This is a genomic window from Idiomarina loihiensis (genome assembly GCF_024584785.1).
Classification (GTDB): Bacteria; Pseudomonadota; Gammaproteobacteria; order Enterobacterales; family Alteromonadaceae; genus Pseudidiomarina; species Pseudidiomarina fusca.
On sequence record NZ_CP074112.1, the window covers coordinates 1996690 to 2016161 of the forward strand.

Annotated in this window: 24 protein-coding genes; 8 read left to right on the forward strand and 16 right to left on the reverse strand. The window is 49.3% G+C overall.

Annotated elements, in window-relative coordinates; translation table 11 throughout:
* Nucleotides 1–101: 101 nt before the first annotated feature.
* From KGF88_RS09550 to zapE, 9 genes are all read right to left on the reverse strand, one after another.
* On the reverse strand, nt 102–599 hold the full coding sequence (locus tag KGF88_RS09550; RefSeq protein WP_153826436.1) for a ClpXP protease specificity-enhancing factor: 498 nt from the start codon (nt 597–599) through the stop codon (nt 102–104).
* Nucleotides 600–610: 11 nt separating this feature from the next.
* Nucleotides 611–1240: a stringent starvation protein SspA gene (gene sspA, locus KGF88_RS09555; RefSeq protein WP_153826437.1), complete on the reverse strand. Its 630-nt coding sequence runs from the start codon at nt 1238–1240 to the stop codon at nt 611–613.
* A gap of 17 nt (nt 1241–1257) precedes the next feature.
* Complete coding sequence (locus KGF88_RS09560) at nt 1258–2004, reverse strand: cytochrome c1 (RefSeq protein ID WP_153826438.1); 747 nt, start codon at nt 2002–2004, stop codon at nt 1258–1260.
* The gene (locus KGF88_RS09565) at nt 2004–3266 is read right to left on the reverse strand and encodes a cytochrome b (protein ID WP_153826439.1); all 1263 of its coding nucleotides are present in this window, start codon (nt 3264–3266) and stop codon (nt 2004–2006) included. Before KGF88_RS09565 ends, KGF88_RS09560 begins: the two co-directional genes overlap by 1 nt.
* A complete protein-coding gene (petA, locus tag KGF88_RS09570) occupies nt 3266–3856 on the reverse strand; it encodes a ubiquinol-cytochrome c reductase iron-sulfur subunit (RefSeq protein ID WP_153826440.1) in 591 nt (196 codons plus the stop codon). Before petA ends, KGF88_RS09565 begins: the two co-directional genes overlap by 1 nt.
* A 212-nt stretch (nt 3857–4068) precedes the next feature.
* Entirely contained in the window at nt 4069–4461 is a 393-nt protein-coding gene (gene rpsI, locus KGF88_RS09575) for a 30S ribosomal protein S9 (protein WP_110075970.1), read from the reverse strand.
* A gap of 17 nt (nt 4462–4478) precedes the next feature.
* Nucleotides 4479–4907, reverse strand: a complete 429-nt coding sequence (gene rplM, locus KGF88_RS09580) for a 50S ribosomal protein L13 (protein ID WP_110075971.1) — start codon at nt 4905–4907, stop codon at nt 4479–4481.
* A 200-nt stretch (nt 4908–5107) separates the two neighbouring features.
* Nucleotides 5108–6667 (reverse strand): Na/Pi cotransporter family protein, encoded by a 1560-nt coding sequence (locus tag KGF88_RS09585; RefSeq protein WP_153826441.1) that lies wholly within the window; start codon nt 6665–6667, stop codon nt 5108–5110.
* A complete protein-coding gene (gene zapE / locus KGF88_RS09590) occupies nt 6664–7776 on the reverse strand; it encodes a cell division protein ZapE (protein ID WP_162014532.1) in 1113 nt (370 codons plus the stop codon). The genes KGF88_RS09585 and zapE overlap by 4 nt, the downstream gene beginning before the upstream one ends.
* Nucleotides 7777–7868: 92 nt before the next feature.
* Between zapE and KGF88_RS09595 the strand changes: the two genes are divergently transcribed.
* The 3 genes from KGF88_RS09595 (at nt 7869) to KGF88_RS09605 (ending at nt 11108) form a co-directional block, all read left to right on the forward strand.
* On the forward strand, nt 7869–8330 hold the full coding sequence (locus KGF88_RS09595; RefSeq protein WP_153826443.1) for a YhcB family protein: 462 nt from the start codon (nt 7869–7871) through the stop codon (nt 8328–8330).
* A gap of 240 nt (nt 8331–8570) precedes the next feature.
* Complete coding sequence (locus tag KGF88_RS09600; RefSeq protein ID WP_153826444.1) at nt 8571–9926, forward strand: DegQ family serine endoprotease; 1356 nt, start codon at nt 8571–8573, stop codon at nt 9924–9926.
* Nucleotides 9927–10055: 129 nt separating this feature from the next.
* Complete coding sequence (locus tag KGF88_RS09605) at nt 10056–11108, forward strand: trypsin-like peptidase domain-containing protein (protein WP_153826445.1); 1053 nt, start codon at nt 10056–10058, stop codon at nt 11106–11108.
* Nucleotides 11109–11197: 89 nt separating this feature from the next.
* On the opposite strand, the gene murA is transcribed toward KGF88_RS09605, so the two are convergent.
* The 7 genes from murA to KGF88_RS09640 are packed head-to-tail and all read right to left on the reverse strand — an operon-like array spanning nt 11198 to nt 15900.
* Nucleotides 11198–12454 (reverse strand): UDP-N-acetylglucosamine 1-carboxyvinyltransferase, encoded by a 1257-nt coding sequence (murA, locus tag KGF88_RS09610; protein ID WP_110075975.1) that lies wholly within the window; start codon nt 12452–12454, stop codon nt 11198–11200.
* Nucleotides 12455–12466: 12 nt separating this feature from the next.
* Nucleotides 12467–12724 carry a BolA family protein gene (locus KGF88_RS09615; RefSeq protein WP_416380901.1) on the reverse strand — a complete coding sequence of 86 codons (258 nt, stop codon included), beginning with the start codon at nt 12722–12724 and terminating at the stop codon, nt 12467–12469.
* 7 nt (nt 12725–12731) lie between these two features.
* On the reverse strand, nt 12732–13097 hold the full coding sequence (locus tag KGF88_RS09620) for an STAS domain-containing protein (RefSeq protein WP_162014529.1): 366 nt from the start codon (nt 13095–13097) through the stop codon (nt 12732–12734).
* Between the two features lie 48 nt (nt 13098–13145).
* On the reverse strand, nt 13146–13811 hold the full coding sequence (locus KGF88_RS09625; RefSeq protein WP_153826448.1) for an MlaC/ttg2D family ABC transporter substrate-binding protein: 666 nt from the start codon (nt 13809–13811) through the stop codon (nt 13146–13148).
* A gap of 10 nt (nt 13812–13821) precedes the next feature.
* The gene (gene mlaD / locus KGF88_RS09630; RefSeq protein ID WP_110075979.1) at nt 13822–14289 is read right to left on the reverse strand and encodes an outer membrane lipid asymmetry maintenance protein MlaD; all 468 of its coding nucleotides are present in this window, start codon (nt 14287–14289) and stop codon (nt 13822–13824) included.
* A gap of 5 nt (nt 14290–14294) precedes the next feature.
* Complete coding sequence (mlaE, locus tag KGF88_RS09635; RefSeq protein ID WP_110075980.1) at nt 14295–15071, reverse strand: lipid asymmetry maintenance ABC transporter permease subunit MlaE; 777 nt, start codon at nt 15069–15071, stop codon at nt 14295–14297.
* Entirely contained in the window at nt 15061–15900 is an 840-nt protein-coding gene (locus tag KGF88_RS09640) for an ATP-binding cassette domain-containing protein (RefSeq protein ID WP_153826449.1), read from the reverse strand. Before KGF88_RS09640 ends, mlaE begins: the two co-directional genes overlap by 11 nt.
* A 205-nt stretch (nt 15901–16105) precedes the next feature.
* Between KGF88_RS09640 and KGF88_RS09645 the strand changes: the two genes are divergently transcribed.
* From KGF88_RS09645 to lptB, 5 genes are read left to right on the forward strand one after another with little or no spacing between them, the layout of a single operon-like run.
* Entirely contained in the window at nt 16106–17101 is a 996-nt protein-coding gene (locus tag KGF88_RS09645; RefSeq protein ID WP_110075982.1) for a KpsF/GutQ family sugar-phosphate isomerase, read from the forward strand.
* Nucleotides 17101–17676: a 3-deoxy-manno-octulosonate-8-phosphatase KdsC gene (gene kdsC / locus KGF88_RS09650; RefSeq protein WP_416380900.1), complete on the forward strand. Its 576-nt coding sequence runs from the start codon at nt 17101–17103 to the stop codon at nt 17674–17676. The genes KGF88_RS09645 and kdsC overlap by 1 nt, the downstream gene beginning before the upstream one ends.
* On the forward strand, nt 17673–18248 hold the full coding sequence (lptC, locus tag KGF88_RS09655; RefSeq protein ID WP_153826450.1) for an LPS export ABC transporter periplasmic protein LptC: 576 nt from the start codon (nt 17673–17675) through the stop codon (nt 18246–18248). Before kdsC ends, lptC begins: the two co-directional genes overlap by 4 nt.
* Entirely contained in the window at nt 18205–18747 is a 543-nt protein-coding gene (gene lptA / locus KGF88_RS09660; RefSeq protein WP_153826451.1) for a lipopolysaccharide transport periplasmic protein LptA, read from the forward strand. Before lptC ends, lptA begins: the two co-directional genes overlap by 44 nt.
* Nucleotides 18744–19469, forward strand: a complete 726-nt coding sequence (gene lptB, locus KGF88_RS09665) for an LPS export ABC transporter ATP-binding protein (RefSeq protein WP_153826452.1) — start codon at nt 18744–18746, stop codon at nt 19467–19469. Before lptA ends, lptB begins: the two co-directional genes overlap by 4 nt.
* Nucleotides 19470–19472 lie beyond the last annotated feature (3 nt).

Sequence of the window (19472 nt, forward strand, 5' to 3'; positions counted from 1 at the left end):
CGGTTAACGGCGTTATGGCGTTCGGAAAAAGAAAAAGGCGACACCAAGGTCGCCTTTTTTGTCTTTGTCTGATGGGCTAGTTAACGCCGCTTACTTGCCGCTTATTTAATTACGCGAAGATGAGAACGTTTGGCCGCCTTATTTTTCGCGTTAGCATCGGCGTTAGAGTCAGCCTTACCACTACTAGCAGAATCTTCACTAGAAGCTAGGCTAATGGCGTCACCCTCAACATCATCATCCCCAGCTTGCTCTTCTGCTGCGAGTTCTGCAGCAATCCAAGCCTCGTAGGCAGGCTCTGCTTCAAACATGGTACCGGCACCATTCTCGCGGGCGTATAAGGCCACTACGGCGGCCATGGGCACCACTACATGATGAGGTTTACCAGAGAAGCGCGCATGAAAGCTAATTTGCTCATTCGAGATAGCAAACTGGCCAACAGCAGTAGGCGTGATGTTCAGAATGATCTGGCCATCTTCAACAAACTCCCACGGTAATTGGCAATGGGGCACAGTTGCCGCGACCACCAAGTGAGGCGTGAGCTGATTATCCAGTAGCCAATCGTAAATCGCCCGTACTAGGTACGGGCGACGAGGGGTCATAACCGGCTCACTCACCGGCCTAACTCACGTTCACTGTCAGTCAGTGATTCTTGGAAAGAGTCGCGCTCAAAAACCCGTACCATATAGGCTTTTACCGCTTTCGCACCGGTACCTTCAAGTTCGATGCCATAGCTAGGCAAACGCCATAACAGCGGAGCTAGGTAGCAATCAACTAAGCTGAACTCTTCGCTCATAAAGAACGGCGTATCAGCAAAGATAGGGGCTAACGCTAAAATACCTTCACGCAATTCTTGGCGCGCCGCGTCCGCATTCTTGCCACCAGCAAGAATGGTATCAGCGAGCGCATACCAATCACGATCAATACGGTACATCATCAAGCGGCTGGTACCACGGGCTACCGGGTACACTGGCATCAATGGCGGATGCGGAAAACGCTCATCTAGATACTCCATGATGATGTGGGCGTTATACAACACCAACTCACGGTCTAGTAAAGTCGGTAACGCATCAGCGTATGGGTTTAGCTGAATTAAGTCTTCCGGACGATTGTCTGGATCGACATAAATTATCTCTACGCCCACTCCTTTTTCCGCTAATACGATTCGGGCTTGATGACTACGTAAGTCATTTTGGCCCGAGAATAAGGTCATTACCGACCGTTTGTTTGCCGCAACCGACATATTACTCTCCATCAAACTTACTTCACGTCTCTGAAGAATTCGCGCTTAAGTAGCACTGCGAATACTAAGAAGACCAATAAGAAACCGAAGACATACCAACCGATTTTGCGTTGTTGCAACATCATCGGCTCGCCGGTGTAGACCAAGAAATTAGTCAGGTCTAGCATGGCTTGGTCGTACTCAGCTTCTGTTAGCATGCCGCTGCCATCAGTTTTGATGCCAACGTACACATCTTTCATTTCACCGTCGATAAGCTTAGCTTCGGTAGTTTTGCGTGGCACACCTTGCAACTCTTGCAACACGTGCGGCATACCTACGTTAGGGAAGACGGTATTGTTAACGCCAAACGGACGGGTCTCATCTACGTAGAACGAACGTAGATAGGTATAAATCCAGTCAGCGCCACGTACCCGTGCAACCAAAGTTAAATCAGGTGCTGCAGTACCAAACCAGTTACCAGCATCTTCAGTGGCCATCGCGTTGGTGATTAAATCACCTACTTTCTCGCCAGTGAATTGCAAGTTCTCAATACCCAAGTCTTCAGGGATCTCAAGATCTTTGAAGGTGCGGTTATAACGCTGGTATTGCATTGAGTGACAACCCAAGCAGTAGTTCATGAACAATTGTGCGCCGCGTTGCATGGACGCTTTGTCATGCATGTCTACTTCTGCTTTATCGAGGGGTACTGTCGGGCCAGCCGCTAAAGTTGCGACCGACCACAGTGATGCTGCTACCAGCAGAGTATTTTTAAGAAGCTGTTTCATCACTTAGTAATCCTCTCTGGAACTGGTTTTGTGTTTTCGTTTTTGCTGTAGAAGAACAGCAGTACGAAGAACGCAAAATACAAGAAAGTGAACACTCGAGCAAAGAAGGTATAAACCTCAGTTGCCGGCTTCAAGCCTAAGTAACCCAGTGCAATAAAGCTGATTGCAAATACCGTTAGGTTAAATTTGTGGAAGCCACTACGGTAGCGCACTGAACGCACTTTACCGCGGTCTAACCATGGCAATACAAACAAGGCTACGATTGCACCAAACATTAAGATAACACCTAATAACTTATCTGGTACCGCACGCAAAATCGCATAGAACGGCGTGAAATACCAAACGGGTGCAATGTGCGCTGGTGTTTTCAGTGGGTTCGCAGCTTCAAAGTTCGGTGGCTCTAGGAATAGGCCGCCCATGGCTGGAGCAAAGAAAATCACGTAGCAGAAGAAGAACAAGAAGATAGCTACACCCACCAAATCTTTCACGATGTAATACGGGAAGAATGGGAAAGCATCAACAATGTCGTACTTCTTGGTGAAGCGCTCATGGAACTGGAACTTCGGCTTCTCAGACTCAGGTACAGAACCTTTTGGCTTCTTAATCGAAATACCTTCTGGGTTGTTCGATCCAACTTCGTGTAAGGCGATAATGTGTAAGAACACCAAAATCACTAACACTAATGGCAACGCGATCACGTGTAAGGCAAAGAAGCGGTTTAGAGTGGCACCGGAGATAACATAGTCACCCCGAATCCATAGGGTTAAATCATCGCCAACAAACGGAATAGCACCGAACAGCGAGATGATAACCTGAGCACCCCAGTAAGACATTTGACCCCATGGTAACAGGTAGCCCATAAAGGCTTCGGCCATTAACACCAAGAAGATCAGCATACCGAACACCCATAGTAATTCACGAGGTTTCTGGTAAGAGCCGTACATCATGCCGCGGAACATATGCAAATACACCACCACGAAGAAGGCGGAAGCACCCGTTGAGTGCATGTAACGTAGCAACCAACCGTATTCAATGTCACGCATGATAAATTCAACAGAAGCAAACGCGCCTTCTGCAGAAGGAACATAATTCATGGTTAACCATACCCCGGTAAGGATTTGGTTAACTAACACCAACGTTGCTAGCACCCCAAAGATGTACCAGAAGTTGAAGTTTTTCGGAGCTGGATATTGCGCTAAGTGGATATTCCACGTTTTGGTCATCGGAATGCGTTCGTCAAACCAGGCTATGAGTTTGTTCATTAGGCTTGCTCCCCGTCTTCACCCACCAAGATGGTTGTGTCATTGATGTAGTAATGAGGTGGAACCACTAGGTTGTATGGTGCCGGAACCCCTTGGAATACACGGCCAGCAATATCAAAGATCGAACCGTGACATGGACAGAAGAAACCCGATTTAGCATCGTCAACATAGTCACTAAAGCCAACATCTAAGAATTGCGGTGAGCAACCTAAGTGGGTACAAATACCAACGGCCACAAAGAATTCTTCTTTGCGTGAGCGATGCAAGTTCTTGGCATACTCTGGCTGTTGTGGTTCATCAGAATTTGGGTCACGTAAACGGTCGTTAACCGCTTCTAACGATGCCAACATTTCAGGGGTCCGACGTACCACCCAAACTGGCTGGCCTCGCCATTCAACACGAATCAATTGACCCGGCTCGGCTTTTCCAATGTTCACTTCCACTGGGGCACCCGCGTTTTTGGCTTTCTCACTTGGGTTCCATGATGCAATGAAAGGAACGGCAACGCCAACCGCACCAGCAGCCCCGACAACAGATGTCGCGACAGTTAGGAAACGACGGCGGCCTTTATCTACAGGCGCATTGCTCATCCACTTACTCTCCGTTTGGACGCTTCACGAAACTTAGCCGTGAAGTCAGTAATTAGCTACTGCTTAGGTTCCCATTAAGACGAATGATGCTCGTTTTAAGGGAATCGGCAAAAAATGCCTTCAGATGATAAAGAAATACCCTGATTTTTACAAGGACAAAGACAAAAAACCCGGCACAAAGGCCGGGTTTTTGACGTACTCGAGATTTCGAATTAACGCTTCGAGAACTGAGGACGTTTACGTGCTTTGTGCAAGCCGACTTTCTTACGTTCAACTTGACGTGCGTCACGAGTAACGTAACCTGCACGACGTAAGTCACCACGTAGGGTTTCGTCGTATTGCATAAGTGCGCGAGTGATACCGTGACGCACTGCGCCAGCTTGACCACTTGAACCACCACCTTTAACAGTGATGTATAAGTCGAATTTTTCAACCATGTCTACTAACTCAAGCGGTTGACGAACAACCATACGAGCAGTTTCACGACCAAAGTATTCTTCTAAAGTGCGGTTGTTGATGCTGATGTTGCCGCTGCCTGGACGCAAGAAAACACGTGCAGTAGAGCTTTTGCGACGACCAGTACCGTAGTATTGATTCTGTGCCATGTTGTTAATGCTCCGTCTTAAATTTCAAGTTGTTTAGGCTGCTGAGCAATATGGTTATGCTCTGCACCTGCGTATACTTTCAGTTTACGGAACATGGCACGACCCAATGGACCACGAGGTAACATACCTTTCACCGCTTTCTGAATTACCATTTCTGGCTTCTTAGCAATCAACTTCTCGAAGTTGATTTCTTTGATACCACCTGGGTAACCCGTGTGTGAATAATACATTTTGTTCTGTGCCTTACGGCCAGTAACAGCCACTTTCTCAGCGTTTACGATGATGATGTAATCACCAGTGTCTACGTGAGGAGTGTATTCAGGCTTGTGCTTACCACGTAAGCGACGAGCTACTTCAGTAGCCAAACGACCTAAGGTTTTACCTTCGGCGTCAATAACATACCAGTCACGTTGTACAGTTTCTGGTTTTGCAACAAATGTACTCATTGGAAACTTACTCTTTTTTTAAGGTTCACGACAGTAGTTCCGGGCTTCCCCGCGAACCACAACAACCGTTGTGGTTAATTGCCACATAGCGGTTAGTTGTACCTGTAACGTGGGCTGCGCGGATTATAGGGAAAAGGGGTTAAAAGATCAACAACCCCGTGCAGATGTTTTTTACCTTGCCTAGCTCGGGTCAACTTAGGCTAACTGCCCACCTGCAACGCCTTTACTAATTCAGCACTACGCTCCCATTTGCTCGCCAACTGCACCAACTGGGCGCCGCGCGTGGGTGCTAATTGATCCACAGCAATTTGCTGTAACCACTGCTGGCGTTGCTGTTGCCGACTCTGTTGGATCTGTTGCACACCTTGTTGCCATTCAGCTTCACTGCGAGTGGCCATATCGGCACCATTCAAAAAGGCCAATAGCTGTGCTCGCCACTGGTGGTTCAAGCTGGCATCTAAAAGATCCGATGGTGCTGCCTTAAACGCTTCAACTAGCTGCCGTAAATCGACCAAACGCCCGTGATTACTGTGCAACTGGGCTAACGCCAAGGCTTCTGCTCCAGTAAGTTTTTGTTCACCTAGTTTACTGATGTAGCGGTAAATGTACTCCAGTAACTCCCCGGTCGCTATATCTTCGGCATGACTGACATCGTCTTCGCTATCGCGTAAAAACGTGCGCAGACGCATGATGTATTGGCGCAACACCCGCTGCTGCTCTTGTTGCGCGGCAGCAATCCCCATAGCCGGAACCTGTAGCACCGTTTTATCCAAAAAGCGCGGCTGACCCGAACGTATCGGTGGTAATTTGTACCAGCTCTCTACCCGGCTAAACAGACGATTATCGATTAACCGCATCAAGCCTAAGCCAAGCAGGTTAAATAAAGTATGAAAAACGGCTAGGCCCGCACTGATGTTGGCGACGTCGTTGCCGCCAGATAGCCAAGCTGACACCCACCACAGTGGTACTAGCAGCAACAATGCCACAGCACCAGTGAGGGCATTCATCACCACGTGCACAGCCGCTAAACGTTTGGCGTGGGCCGTAGCGCCAATAGCCGCCAACAGCGCTGTTACCGTGGTGCCAATATTCGCCCCAATCACCACTGCGGCACCAGCTAACGGACTGAAAACACCGGTAGCAGAGGCGGTAAGTACGATGGCTAAAGCCGCTGACGAGGATTGCACTAAAGCGGTCAAAATAACCCCTGCAAGCACGGCTAATAGCACGCCACCGACACCGCTAACCTCAAGTTGCGCAACGGGCAACAAAGGTACTAATTGGGTGAAAGCTTCGCGTAAGGTATCGAGGCCCACAAACAATACCCCAAACCCTGCTACCGCTGTCCCTATGTGGGCGGCAATGGAGTTTTGTTTGACTAAGCGGGTTAACATCCCTAAGCCGATCAAAGGCCAAGCAATCACTGCAATATTCAGCTTCAAGCCAATCAAGGCCACAATCCATGCGGTCATGGTGGTGCCGACGTTACTACCAAACACCACCCAAGCAGCCTGCCGTAATTTCAACATGCCCGCGTTAGTAAAACCTAACAACGCCACCACTACCGCACTGGACGACTGCACAATAGCGGTCACGGTGAAGCCAGAAATAGCTGCCCGTAAGCGGGTTTGGGTGGTGCGCTCTAAAAAGCTCTGGAGGTGGCTACCAGCGGCGGCTCGCAAGCCGTCGGTCAGCATTTGCATGCCCAATAGCAAGAGCCCTAAGCCACCCAAGGCAATGGCGAGGTCAGCAAAACTCATGGCTTGTGCGCCATTGCTAAATATTCATGGCTTTGCATTTCTTGTAAACGGCTAACACAGCGGCGGTACTCAAACGTTAATTTGCCTTCGCTATAGAGTTGCTCCAACGGCACGGCCGCCGAGATGATAAGCTTGACGCGGCGTTCGTAAAATTCATCGACCAAAGCCAAGAAGCGGCGGGCGGCATCATCGTTATGGCCTCCTAGTTGGGGCACATCACTGATCAGCACCGCATGATAGAGCTGAGCAATTTCAATGTAATCATTTTGCGAACGCGGGCCGCCACAAATGGCATTAAAATCAAACAGCACCACATCGTCACATTCCATCCGTACCACGATGTCGCGTTGATTAATGGCAATCGCATGCAAATTTTGTTCGGCCCGGTTACAGTGGTCAGGCGCTAGTTCAGTAAAATATTGCTGAAGTTTTGCATCAGCGCTGGAGTCTGCTGGGGTTAAGTAAATTTCCGCGCGAGTTAAAGTACGCAAGCGGTAGTCGATACCGCTATCCACATTGATGACCTCGCAGTGCTCTTTGATTAAGGCTATTGCGGGTAGAAAACGCTGTCGCTGTAAACCATTACGATAAAGTTCATCGGGCACTATGTTGGACGTTGCCACCAGCACCACGTCGCGCTTGAAGAGCTCTTGCATGAGTGTCCCCAAAATCATGGCATCGGTGATGTCTTGCACAAAAAACTCATCAAAACACAGCACTCGGGCCTCGGCGGCCAGCTTGTCAGCAATAATCGGCAGCGGATCGCTACGGCCTTTGAGTTGCTTTAACTCGTCATGCACGCGATGCATAAAACGATGAAAATGCACCCGCATTTTTTGCTCAAATGGCAAGGTATCAAAGAAGGTATCCACCAAGTAGGTTTTACCACGACCCACGCCGCCCCAGAAATAGATGCCTTGCGGGGCCGCTTGAGTGCCACCAAGCAGGCCTTTAAGGCGCCCAAGTATACCCTTGGATTGCTGCTGTTGATGAACTACGACCAGTTGTTCATACAACCGCTGCAATGCTTCTACAGCCTTGCGCTGCGCCGCATCTGGGGTGAAATTACCGGAAGCCAAATCAGCCTCATATTTACTCATTGGGGTGATGTTTTGCGTTGTCACTACCACTTTGACCCTGATCTAGATTATGCTATGGGTTATCAGTTTATCACGTGATACGTGTTTTATAAGGAGTTTTTATGAGCTGGATTATTGGCATTTTGTTAGTCGCAGTAGGTGCCATCATTGGCTTTTTTGTGGCGCGTTATTGGCTGAGCAATCATTCTGACGAGGCCGAACTCACTGAGCAAGTGACCCAGACTAAACAGCAACTAGCTGATTATCGTCAAGAAGTTGCCGATCATCTTGCCACTGCTCAAGCCTTGGTGGGGCAACTAGAAGAGACTCAAGCCAAACTCAAAAGCTACTTGCATCACAGTGCTGACTTGCTTCAGCGCGAACAATTGCAGCCCAGCTTGCCATTTTTTTCAGAAGATACCGTGCGTCAGTTACGCATGGCCAACCAGAGTAAGCAGGAAAAGCGCCGCAGTGATGACCGACCAGCGGCAGACATGCCGCGTGATTACAGCGATTCTCATTCAGGTTTATTTTCTGGTAAAGCTGCTACGAGCAAGTCTACGGCCAAAGAGAGCACCGACTAATTCTAGGTACCGTCATTCCTCTCCCAAAGTAGCCGGCAAATTTGTTGCCGGTTACATCTTGAAACACCTGCCAGCTGAACTTATTTCTGTTTAGCGAGTCATTATCTTCGTTATCAGTAGCTATTTTGCTACAACTTTACCATTTGTTGTTATGTGGAAATCACAACCGGCACAACGTAATCGCTGACGCGCTCGCTCTAGGTTAGTCATTATGTTTGGGTCAACATAGGAGTACAGTGAATGAAGACAAAATTTTTGGCGGTAGTGGCGTCCGTAGCGCTAGCAAGCTCAGTTGCTATAGCTCCAGCTACAGCTAGCATCCCATTTTTTGGGAAAAGTGATGAAACCCCTACCCTAGCGCCGATGCTGGAAGAAGTCACCCCAGCGGTGGTGAATATCTCAGTAAAAGGTAAACGTGAAGTGCGGCAACGGGTGCCTGACATGTTTCGGTTCTTCTTTGGCCCCAATGGCCCACGTGAACAAGTTCAAGAACGGCCATTTCAAGGCTTAGGTTCGGGCGTGATTATTGATGCCGAAGCCGGTTACGTCGTCACCAATAATCACGTGATTGACGGTGCCAGCGAAATTTTAGTCACCCTTAAAGACGGGCGGCAATTTGATGCAAAAGTGATTGGCACTGATGATCGTTCAGACATTGCCCTGCTAAAAATTGAAGATGGCGAAGACCTGACGGATATAGAAATTGGTACCTCATCTGATTTGCGTGTAGGTGACTTTGTAGTGGCTATCGGTAACCCCTTCGGGCTTGGCCAAACGGTAACCTCTGGCATTGTTAGTGCGTTAGACCGTAGCGGCTTAGGCATTGAAGAAGTAGAAAACTTTATTCAAACCGATGCAGCTATTAACAGCGGTAACTCAGGTGGTGCCTTAGTAACCCTAAAAGGCGAGCTGATTGGCATCAACACTGCAATTCTAGGCCCTAACGGCGGCAATATCGGCATAGGTTTTGCGATTCCGTCAGATATGATGAAGAACTTAGTGGCACAGTTGATTGAATTTGGTGAGGTGCGCCGTGGTGTGCTGGGTGTGCGTGGCAACGACTTAACTCATGACATCGCCAAAGCATTGAAATTAGATGCCAACCAAGGTGCCTTTATTGGTGAAGTCATTGCCGACAGCGCTGCGGCCAAAGCTGGCTTAAAATCTGGTGACGTGATTATCGCCGTGAATGGCGATACCATTCGCACCTTTGCTGATTTAATTGCTCGCGTGGGTACCATCGGTGCTGGCAAGGAAATGAAGATTACGGTATTGCGCGATGGCAAAAAACGTGACTTTAAAGTGACCTTAGTGGCTGATGATACTGCGGTCGTCGCAGCCACCTTGCACCCGGCCCTGGCTGGTGTCGAGCTGGCAGCAAACGATAATGGTGGGGTGGTAATCACCAGCATTGAGGAAGGTTCTGTGGCGGCTCGCTATGGCTTGCGCAAAGATGACGTGATCATGGCCGTCAACCGCACCCCAGTAAGCTCAATCAGTGAGTTACGCCAGGCCTTTAATGACGCTGGGCCAGTGGTTGCCTTGAACTTACGACGCGGTAATACCGAGCTCTATTTGGTGTTGCGTGGCGGCTAAGTCGGATCATTAACTGCACCAAGCAAGTGCAAAAGAAGGCAGCCAGTGCTGCCTTCTTTGCTAATAGGTGTTATTCTTTTAGCTCACTTAACAATAATAACTAGACTCATAGAAAGGCAAACTTCAATCATGACGCTTCGTACAGGGCTCTTCTTTATTGCTCGTTCGGTTATTCTCGGACTTATTGTCGCTGCCCTAGTGATTGTAGCGCTGCCACTACTGCAAAATCGTTCCACCACGCCTTTACAATTGGATAATTCACCGGCTAGCTATGCGACAGCCGTGCGCCGAGCGGCACCTGCGGTGGTGAATATTTACAGCGTGGGTGAAGTGCAGGGCTCGTTTTATTCACGCCGGCCGAGCACGGTCTTTCGATTAGGATCTGGCGTAATTATGGATGACCAAGGTCACATTCTTACTGCCGCTCACGTGGTGGCTAATGTCAGTGAAATTGATGTCGCCCTGCAGGATGGTCGCCAATACAGTGGCCAGGTGATTGGCTTGGATAAAATCAGCGATTTGGCGGTGATTCAGATCCAAGCCGATAACTTACCTGTGATTCCGCAAAATAATCAGTTGCGCACGCAAGTGGGCGATGTGGTGTTGGCTATCGGTAACCCTCTTAATCTCGGGCAGACCATCACGCAGGGGATTGTCAGTGCGAGTGGCGGTCGAATGGGAGTGATTCATAGCCATGCGGATCTCATTCAAATGGATGCAGTGATCAACGAAGGTGCTTCTGGGGGCGCTTTGGTGAATAGCCAAGGCTACTTAGTGGGCATCAATAATGCGCGTTTTCGTGATGCTCGCGGCCAAGGCATTGATGGTATTTATTTTGCTATCCCCTACCCACTTGCCAAAGACATCATGGATACCTTGATTCTTGAAGGTGAAGTGGTACGCGGTTATTTCGGCGTGCAGGTGGGCGGTAACGCCCATTCAGATCCATACAAACAATCGGGTATTTATGTCACCGGGGTGGACCCTAACAGTCCTGCGGATCAAGCCGGTTTGCAAGCTGACGATTTTATTATTGAGATTGATGGTAACCCCATGTCATCGGCTGCAGAAGGCTTAGCATTAGTTGCCAAGACCCGCCCAGGTACTGTGGTTGAGGTTCGCTATTTACGAGCCAATCAAGAATTTACCACACAGGTGACTATCACCCGCTTAGCAGATTAAGCCGTATAAAAAAGCCACAGCTGTTGCTGTGGCTTCTTCGTTGCAGTCATGGATTCTAGTGTCTTGCCTTTGGTGTCTTGACTCTAGTATTAAGCAATCCGCTGAATATTAGCGCCTAACCCCTGCAATTTCTTTTCAATGGCTTCATAACCGCGATCAATGTGATAAATACGCTCCACCACCGTCTCACCTTTGGCTACTAAACCCGCAATCACCAACGAGGCTGAGGCGCGTAAATCCGTACACATCACCTGCGCACCAGTCAGCTCTGCAACCCCTTTAGAAATCGCAGTGTTACCTTCCAGCTCAATATTGGCGCCCATGCGACGTAGTTCGGGCACGTGCATAAAGCGGTTTTCAAAAATAGTCTCGCGCACCCAACCGGTGCCATCCGCGATGGCATTCAAGGCACAAAACTGCGCCTGCATGTCCGTTGGGAAAGCTGGATGTGGTGCCGTTACAATAGTCACTGGCTGCGGCCGCGTTGGCGCTTGCAAACGAATCCAATCAGCGCCTTTGGTAATGGTTGCGCCCGCTTCGGTTAGCTTTTTCAACACCGCATCCAGCATGGTTGGGTCGGTGTTCCGGCAGGTAACATCGCCACCCGTGGCTAATGCAGCCACCAAGAAGGTGCCAGTTTCAATCCGGTCTGGCTGAATGCTATAGCTGCCACCATGTAACCGCTCTACCCCATGTATGGTGATGGTATCGGTACCAGCGCCACGAATATCAGCGCCCATAGCATTTAAAAAGCGGGCGAGATCTACCACTTCAGGCTCACGCGCTGCATTTTCAATCACAGTCACGCCGTCAGCTAAGGTCGCCGCTGCCATCAAGTTTTCAGTACCAGTCACACTCACCATATCCATCAATAAGGTCGCACCGCGTAACCGACCATCGACCTTGGCATGGATGTAACCGTTTTCCACGGTAATGGTGGCGCCCATCTGGCGTAGCCCTTCAATGTGCAAGTTAACCGGGCGAGCACCTATCGCACAGCCTCCTGGCAACGACACTTGGGCTTCGCCAAACTTACTGAGCAGCGGCCCCAAAACCAAAATAGAAGCACGCATGGTTTTCACCAAGTCGTAACTAGCTACATGATGATGCAGACCTTGTGGCTGAATTTCGTAGCTGTTAGGCCCCAATGCAGTGTTGGTAACGCCCAGTTCAGCTAATAATTTCAAGCTCGTGCGGACATCCTGTAAGGCTGGCACATTAGTTAAGGTAACGGGCTCTGACGGTAAGATAGCCGCCATTAAGATGGGGAGCGCCGCATTTTTGGCGCCCGAGATGACCACCTCACCCTGCAGCGAGGTGCCGCCTTGAATCACTAGTTTTTGCATTGCTGAGTCCTATTAGCTCAGCATCGCGAGTTTCTTCTCACGCTGCCATTCAGTTGGGGTATAAGTTTTGATAGAGACCGCGTGTAACTCACCGCTAGCGATAATCGCTTTTAATGGCGCATAAACCACTTGCTGTTTTTTCACCCGTGATAGCTCAGCAAATAGCTCACCAACCACGGTAATGTTGGCATGGCCGCCGTCTAATTTAACCAACACTTCGTCTACAGATAGGGCATCGGTGATCAAGGTTTGAATCGATTCAGTTGTAATCATAGTCTCAACGTTTTTTGGCAATAGATGAATGGCTTACTTTCACTTTGGTTGGGGTTGCCGTTGGCCCGGCAAAGGGCACATCTAGCACTTCAGCAACACCACTAACACTAATAATAGCGCGTAGCTGGGGGCTGGCTCCAACAATACTGAGCTCGCGCTGTTGTAAGCCAACCTGCTTTTTGGCATTCACCAGCATCGCAACCCCAGCGGTATCTACCTTAGTTACCTCGGTTACATTCAACACCACATGGTCACGCGCATTCAGCCATTGTTGGCGTTCTTGCCACACCGGCGGTACCGTGTCGCGGGTTAACTCGCCGCTAAATTGCACTGCGTTGTGTGCATCAATGGTCCACTGACAGTTACTCATGAGGGTGCTCCTTCGGTACTTACTCGCGGCCTTGGCCATGCCTACTGGTTATTCGGCATTCTCTTGGTCGTTAGCGGTAATCGGCTGCTGCGCTTTGTCGCGCAATAAACTAATGGTTCCGTCAATGCCGCGGCTACGAATCACACCACCAATTTCAGTTTGCTTACTATTTAACAAGCTCACGCCTTCTACTACGAGGTCAAAGGCTTGCCAGATATCTTGGTTGTTATCAAAGCGCATTTTAAAATCCATGCGCACTGGTGGACGGCCTTGCTCAATCAAGCGAGTATTCACCACAACCATGCGGCTACCCGCATCAAAGCGACCCGCATCACCAAACTGAATGGTATGTTTGGTTTCGTCATATTGAGTAAAGGCACGCGCATAAGTGGCAATCAAATACTCACGAAACACGCTATAAAACTCTCGCCGTTGCTCTTCAGTGGTTTCGGTTAGGTTACGGCCTAGCACCCGCTTCGCAGCATAAACATAATCTACGTACGGCATCATTTCTTCACGGATAACCACGCGAACATAGTCAATATCTGCATCAATTTTGCTGCGATCTTGCTCAATACGCTCGAGCGTTTTGTTGGCTACTTTCTCTAATAACACGTAAGGGTTATCTTCGCGAATCAGCTCATCGGCTGCCGCCGGAGCGATAGCAACAGCTGCCATCAAAGAAAACCAAATACTTGCGATTAATTGCTTCATGCTTTACTCCTTAATCATTACCCTGACTAAACAGGAACTGCCCGATCAAGTCTTCCAATACCAAGGCCGACTTAGTGTCGTAAATGCGATCACCGTCTTCTAACATTTGTACGGTGTCATCGATAAAGCCTGGATTAAGACCAATATACTGCTCGCCTAATAATCCAGAAGTTAAGATTGAGACCGATGTGGTGTCAGAAAATTCATTGTATTGTTTGCTAATCACCATTTCGACCAGAGGCTCGTAGTAATCACCATCAAGGGTGATCTTGCTCACTCGGCCTACAACCACACCACCTACTTTAACTGGCGAGCGCTCTTTTAAACCGCCGATATTATCAAACTTGGCATACAAGCGATAAGTTTCACCCGCAGTGGCAACATTGGTATTAGCTGCCTGTAAGCCTAGAAACAACAACGCCAACACACCGATAATGACAAACAAACCAACTGCTAACTGAGTATTTCTCGATTCCATAGTGATCATCCAAACATCAAAGCGGTTAAAACAAAATCTAGCCCAAGTACGGCTAACGAGGCAGTGACCACAGTCGAAGTGGTGGCCTTACTAATACCTACCGAGGTGGGCGTGCAGTTAAAGCCTTTGTGCAGCGCTATCCAAGTAACTACAAAAGCAAACACCACGCTTTTGATGATGCCATTCATAATATCATGGCCCCATTCAACGTTAGCTTGCATCACCGACCAAAAAGCGCCGTCGTCGACGCCTAACCAGCGCACGCCAACCAAGTAGCCGCCATAAATACCCACGGCAGAAAACACCGCAGCTAGAATTGGCATACTGTATAAGCCGGCCCAAAAACGTGGGGCAATCACGCGGCGCAGCGGATCTACGGCCATCATTTCTAAACTGGATAATTGCTCAGTGGCTTTCATTAAGCCAATTTCTGCGGTTAGTGCCGAGCCAGCCCGCCCTGCAAACAGCAAAGCAGTGACTACCGGCCCTAATTCACGCAACAAGGATAGCGCTACCATGGGCCCCAACGACTGTTCGGCGCCAAAATCCACCAAAATGGTATAGCCTTGCAAGCCCAGCACCATGCCGATAAAGAGTCCGCTGACCACAATAATAATCAGCGACATCACTCCAACCGAGTACATTTGCTGCATCAGCAACGGCCAAGATTTGCGTAACTGCGGTTTGCCAACCAAGGCTCGGGTGAGCATGATTAACGCCGCCCCTGCGCCAGCAATACTATTGAGGGTAGCTTGGCCGAGGGCAGCAACTTTATTTAGCATCGCCAGCTCCTAATAATTCGTCGGCCAAGGTTGGTGCACGGTAATGGAAAGGCACCGGACCATCAGCTTCGCCGTGTAAAAATTGATGCACCAAGGCATTATCTGAATTTAATAATTGTTCTGGCGTACCGTGCCCAACCACTTGTTTGTCGGCAATGATGTACACGTAATCGGCAATCGTAAGAACTTCTTCAACATCGTGGGTGACGATGATGCTCGTCAACCCGAGCGACTCGTTCAACTCTTTGATCAGCTTGATTATCACGCCCATCGAAATAGGATCTTGGCCGGCAAAGGGCTCATCATACATGATCAGCTCTGGGTCTAACGCTATTGAACGCGCCAAGGCAGCCCGCCGCGACATACCGCCAGACAACTCCGCTGGCATCAAATGCCGAGCGCCACGCAAACCTACCGCCTCTAATTTTAGCAGCACAATGGTTTCAATCAGTTCTTCTGACAGCCGGCTATGTTCACGTAGCGGAAAGGCAATGTTGTCGTACACTGTCATGTCGCTGAACAAGGCACCGCTTTGAAACAACATGCTCATGCGTTTGCGTAATTGATACAATTCGCTGCGCTTGAGGCTAGGAATGTTTTGCCCAGCAAAACGAATCTGCCCCTGTTGCGGGCGTAGTTGGCCACCGATCAGCCGTAGCAAGGTCGTTTTACCAATCCCGCTAGGACCCATCACCGCAGTAATCTTACCGCGTGGGATGGCCATCGACAGGCCTTCGTATAAATTGTGAGTACTGTGATTGTAGTGAAAATAGATGTCATCTATCTCAACCAAGTGCTCGGGATTACCCTCGAGAGTAGTGGTTAGCATGCGAAGATAGTCTCCTTTACGTGACCGCCTAGTTTACCCGATTTCGTCAAGAAGCCCCACCTAAAAACCGTAAAATTTGTGACAAATCGTTATCAGTGGTCACATTACGTCTGCAAAGAAGAAAACGATCGGGTATTATTGCGTTATTACATTGTCATCATTAACTTGTCATCTACTTTGGCTGCACTAGCATATGAGGCCCAACATGACCGAACACAACCCGACCACGACCAGCAAACAGACGTTTGCCGCGCTTGGCCAACGAGTCATCGATATCGAAACCGACGCGGTGCGTGGATTAAGCCGTTTTCTTGATGAAAACTTTGCTACTGCGTGCGAGTTACTGTTGGCATGCCAAGGCCGGGCGATTGTGATTGGTATGGGTAAATCGGGCCACATTGGCGGTAAAATTGCCGCAACCTTAGCCTCCACCGGTACTCCCGCCTTTTTTGTGCACCCTGGCGAAGCTAGCCACGGTGACCTCGGCATGATTACCGAGCAGGATGTGGTGATCGCCATTTCTAACTCCGGTGAAACAGCTGAAGTGCTTAGCATTGCGCCATTAATTAAACGGCGCGGCGTCAAGCTCATTTCCATGACGGGTAATCCACGCTCAACCCTAGCCGAGCTCTCTGACGTGCATGTGTGCATCGCAGTTGAACAAGAGGCCTGCCCGTTAGGTTTGGCGCCAACCTCCTCCACTACTGCCACCTTAGTGATGGGCGATGCGTTGGCGGTAGCGCTGCTGCATGCGCGCGGCTTTACTGCCGATGATTTTGCCATGTCGCATCCTGGTGGCAGCTTGGGCCGACGGTTGTTACTGCACATCCATGATGTGATGCACGCGGGTGAGCGCACCCCGCTGGTCAATCAGCATGTAACTATCAGCGCCGCCTTGTTAGAAATGTCACGCAAAGGTCTGGGCATGACAGGTATCACTGACGACCAAGGCCGCTTAGTGGGTATTTTTACCGATGGTGATTTGCGCCGTATTTTAGATCAGCGGATTGATTTGCATACCACCGCGATTGCCCAAGTGATGACGCCAAACCCCATTACCATAAAGCCCGATGTGCTTGCTGCACAGGGATTAAAATTAATGGAAGACCGAAAAATCAACGGGCTGTTTGTGGTGGATGAGCAGGGCTTTGCCCAAGGCGCCTTGAACATGCACGATCTGTTAAAAGCAGGAGTCCTCTAATGAGTTTTGGTCACGCAACCCCAGCCATGATTAGTACTTGGTACGGTGATATCGAAAGCCTGCTGATGGATAAATTCGCCCAAATCAAACTGGTCATTTTTGATGTGGATGGCGTGTTTTCAGACGGCCGTATCTATTTAGGCAACCAAGGTGAAGAGCTTAAAGCTTTTCATACCCGCGATGGGTTTGGGGTGAAAGCACTTCTTAACGCCGGCATCAAGTTGGCGGTTATCACCGGACGCCGTTCAGCTCTGGTGGAAAACCGCATGCGCGCGCTAGGCGTCAGCGATATTTATCAGGGCCAAGAAGATAAGCTCAGCGCCTACCAGCAACTGGCGGAAAAATATCAGTTAACGGATCAGGCCATCGCCTGCATGGGTGATGACATGCCTGACCTCGCGATGCTGCAGCAGTGTGCAGTGGCCGTAGCGCCTCACGATGCCCATCCCTTTGTGCAGCAACACGCGGTTTATGTGACCTCGCAGCGCGGCGGCTTTGGTGCCGTACGTGAGCTGAGTGATCTGATTTTACTCAGCCAAGGACAATTGCAACTGCACGGTGGAGTCAGTTTATGACCCGTAATCTTGTGGTGATTATCGCCATTATCTTTGCCACCCTAGCGCTGTTGGTGTGGCGTCCTTTTGGAGATCAAGACCTCACCGATGAACCTGCTGGCTATCGCGAGATCAAGCCAGATTTTACCGCCCAGGGCCTGATTGTGCGGGTTTATAGTGAAGATGGTACCTTAGCGCATCGGATTGCTGCAGAAAAAATGACCCATTACAGCCCGATCGGCTTGACCGAGTTAGATCAGCCGACCTACATTGTGCACACTCGTGATGGTGGTCCGGTGTGGCAGGTGGCAGCTGAGGCGGGCTCTTTCTATGGCGACAAAAGCTTGGTGCTAGAACGTAATATTTTAATGCGTAGCTTAACCGCCGAAGATTTTTTAGAACGGGTTGAAACCAGCTACCTAACCATTGATACTTTGGCCGAAACCATGACGACTGAGCAAGCGGTGGTGATGTACGGTCGTGATTTTACTATTCGAGGCGAAGGCATGCATGCTAACTTACGCGCTCAAACTCTGGAACTAACGAAACATGTTGAAACCATTTATACCGGCCGCCACACTAATTCTCAGTAGTCTTGTGCTAACTGCTGCATTATTCTCTAACGCAGCACTTAGCCAAGGCAAAGATGACTTTAATCAGCCCATTCGCATCAATGCTGAGCGCGATTGGGTTGATATTGCTAATAAAATTGTGGTGTTTGAACGTAGCGTCATCATCGAGCAAGGTAGTTTAAAAATCACCGCTGACAAGTTATCAGTAGAGCGTGAAGGTGAGGCCGAAGATGCTGTGTTTATCGCTGAAGGGGCGCCGGCGGTTTATACCCAACAATTAGAAGACGGTAGTGTTATCACCGCCAAGGCCAACCAAATCATTTATGACCAAGCGCAACAGTTACTGACGTTGCGGGGGAATGTTGAAGTTGCGCAAGGAAACAGCGTCAGTCGTGGTGGAGAGATGGTTTATAACTTTGCGACACAGCAAATGACCACGCGTGGTGACAAAGATACCGACCGCGTAACCACCATCTACATGCCGAAACAACAAGATGATAAGAACAACGAGCAACCATGAGCCGATTAGTAGCTGAACATTTAGCCAAATCTTATAAAAAACGCCAAGTTGTTAAAGACGTTAGTTTAACTGTTGAAGCAGGCCAAGTGATTGGCTTGCTGGGCCCTAATGGCGCCGGTAAAACCACGACTTTCTATATGATTGTTGGCTTAGTGAATAACGACAAAGGCCTGATTAAATTAGACGACCGTGATATCTCGTTATTACCTATGCATGAACGCGCTCGCCTTGGGATTGGCTATTTACCCCAAGAATCCTCCATCTTTCGTAAGCTGACGGTGCGCGATAATATTTTGGCGATACTCGAAACCCGCAAAGAACTATCTGCGGCCCAGCGTGAAGATAAACTTGATAGCTTGCTGGAAGAGTTTCACATCAGCCATATCGCCAACAGCTTAGGCATGAGTCTGTCTGGGGGCGAACGACGCCGGGTTGAAATTGCACGGGCGCTGGCGGCTGAGCCAAAGTTTATCTTGTTGGATGAGCCCTTTGCTGGGGTTGACCCGATTTCCGTGCTGGACATCAAGAAGATTATCGAACACCTACGCAAGCGTGGCATCGGGGTACTCATTACCGACCACAACGTGCGCGAAACCCTAAGCGTCTGTGAACATGCTTATATTGTTAGCCATGGCGAGCTTATCGCGCAAGGCGATGCCCAAACCATTCTTAATAATCAGCATGTGAAAGACGTGTATTTGGGCGACCAGTTCACGCTGTAGCTA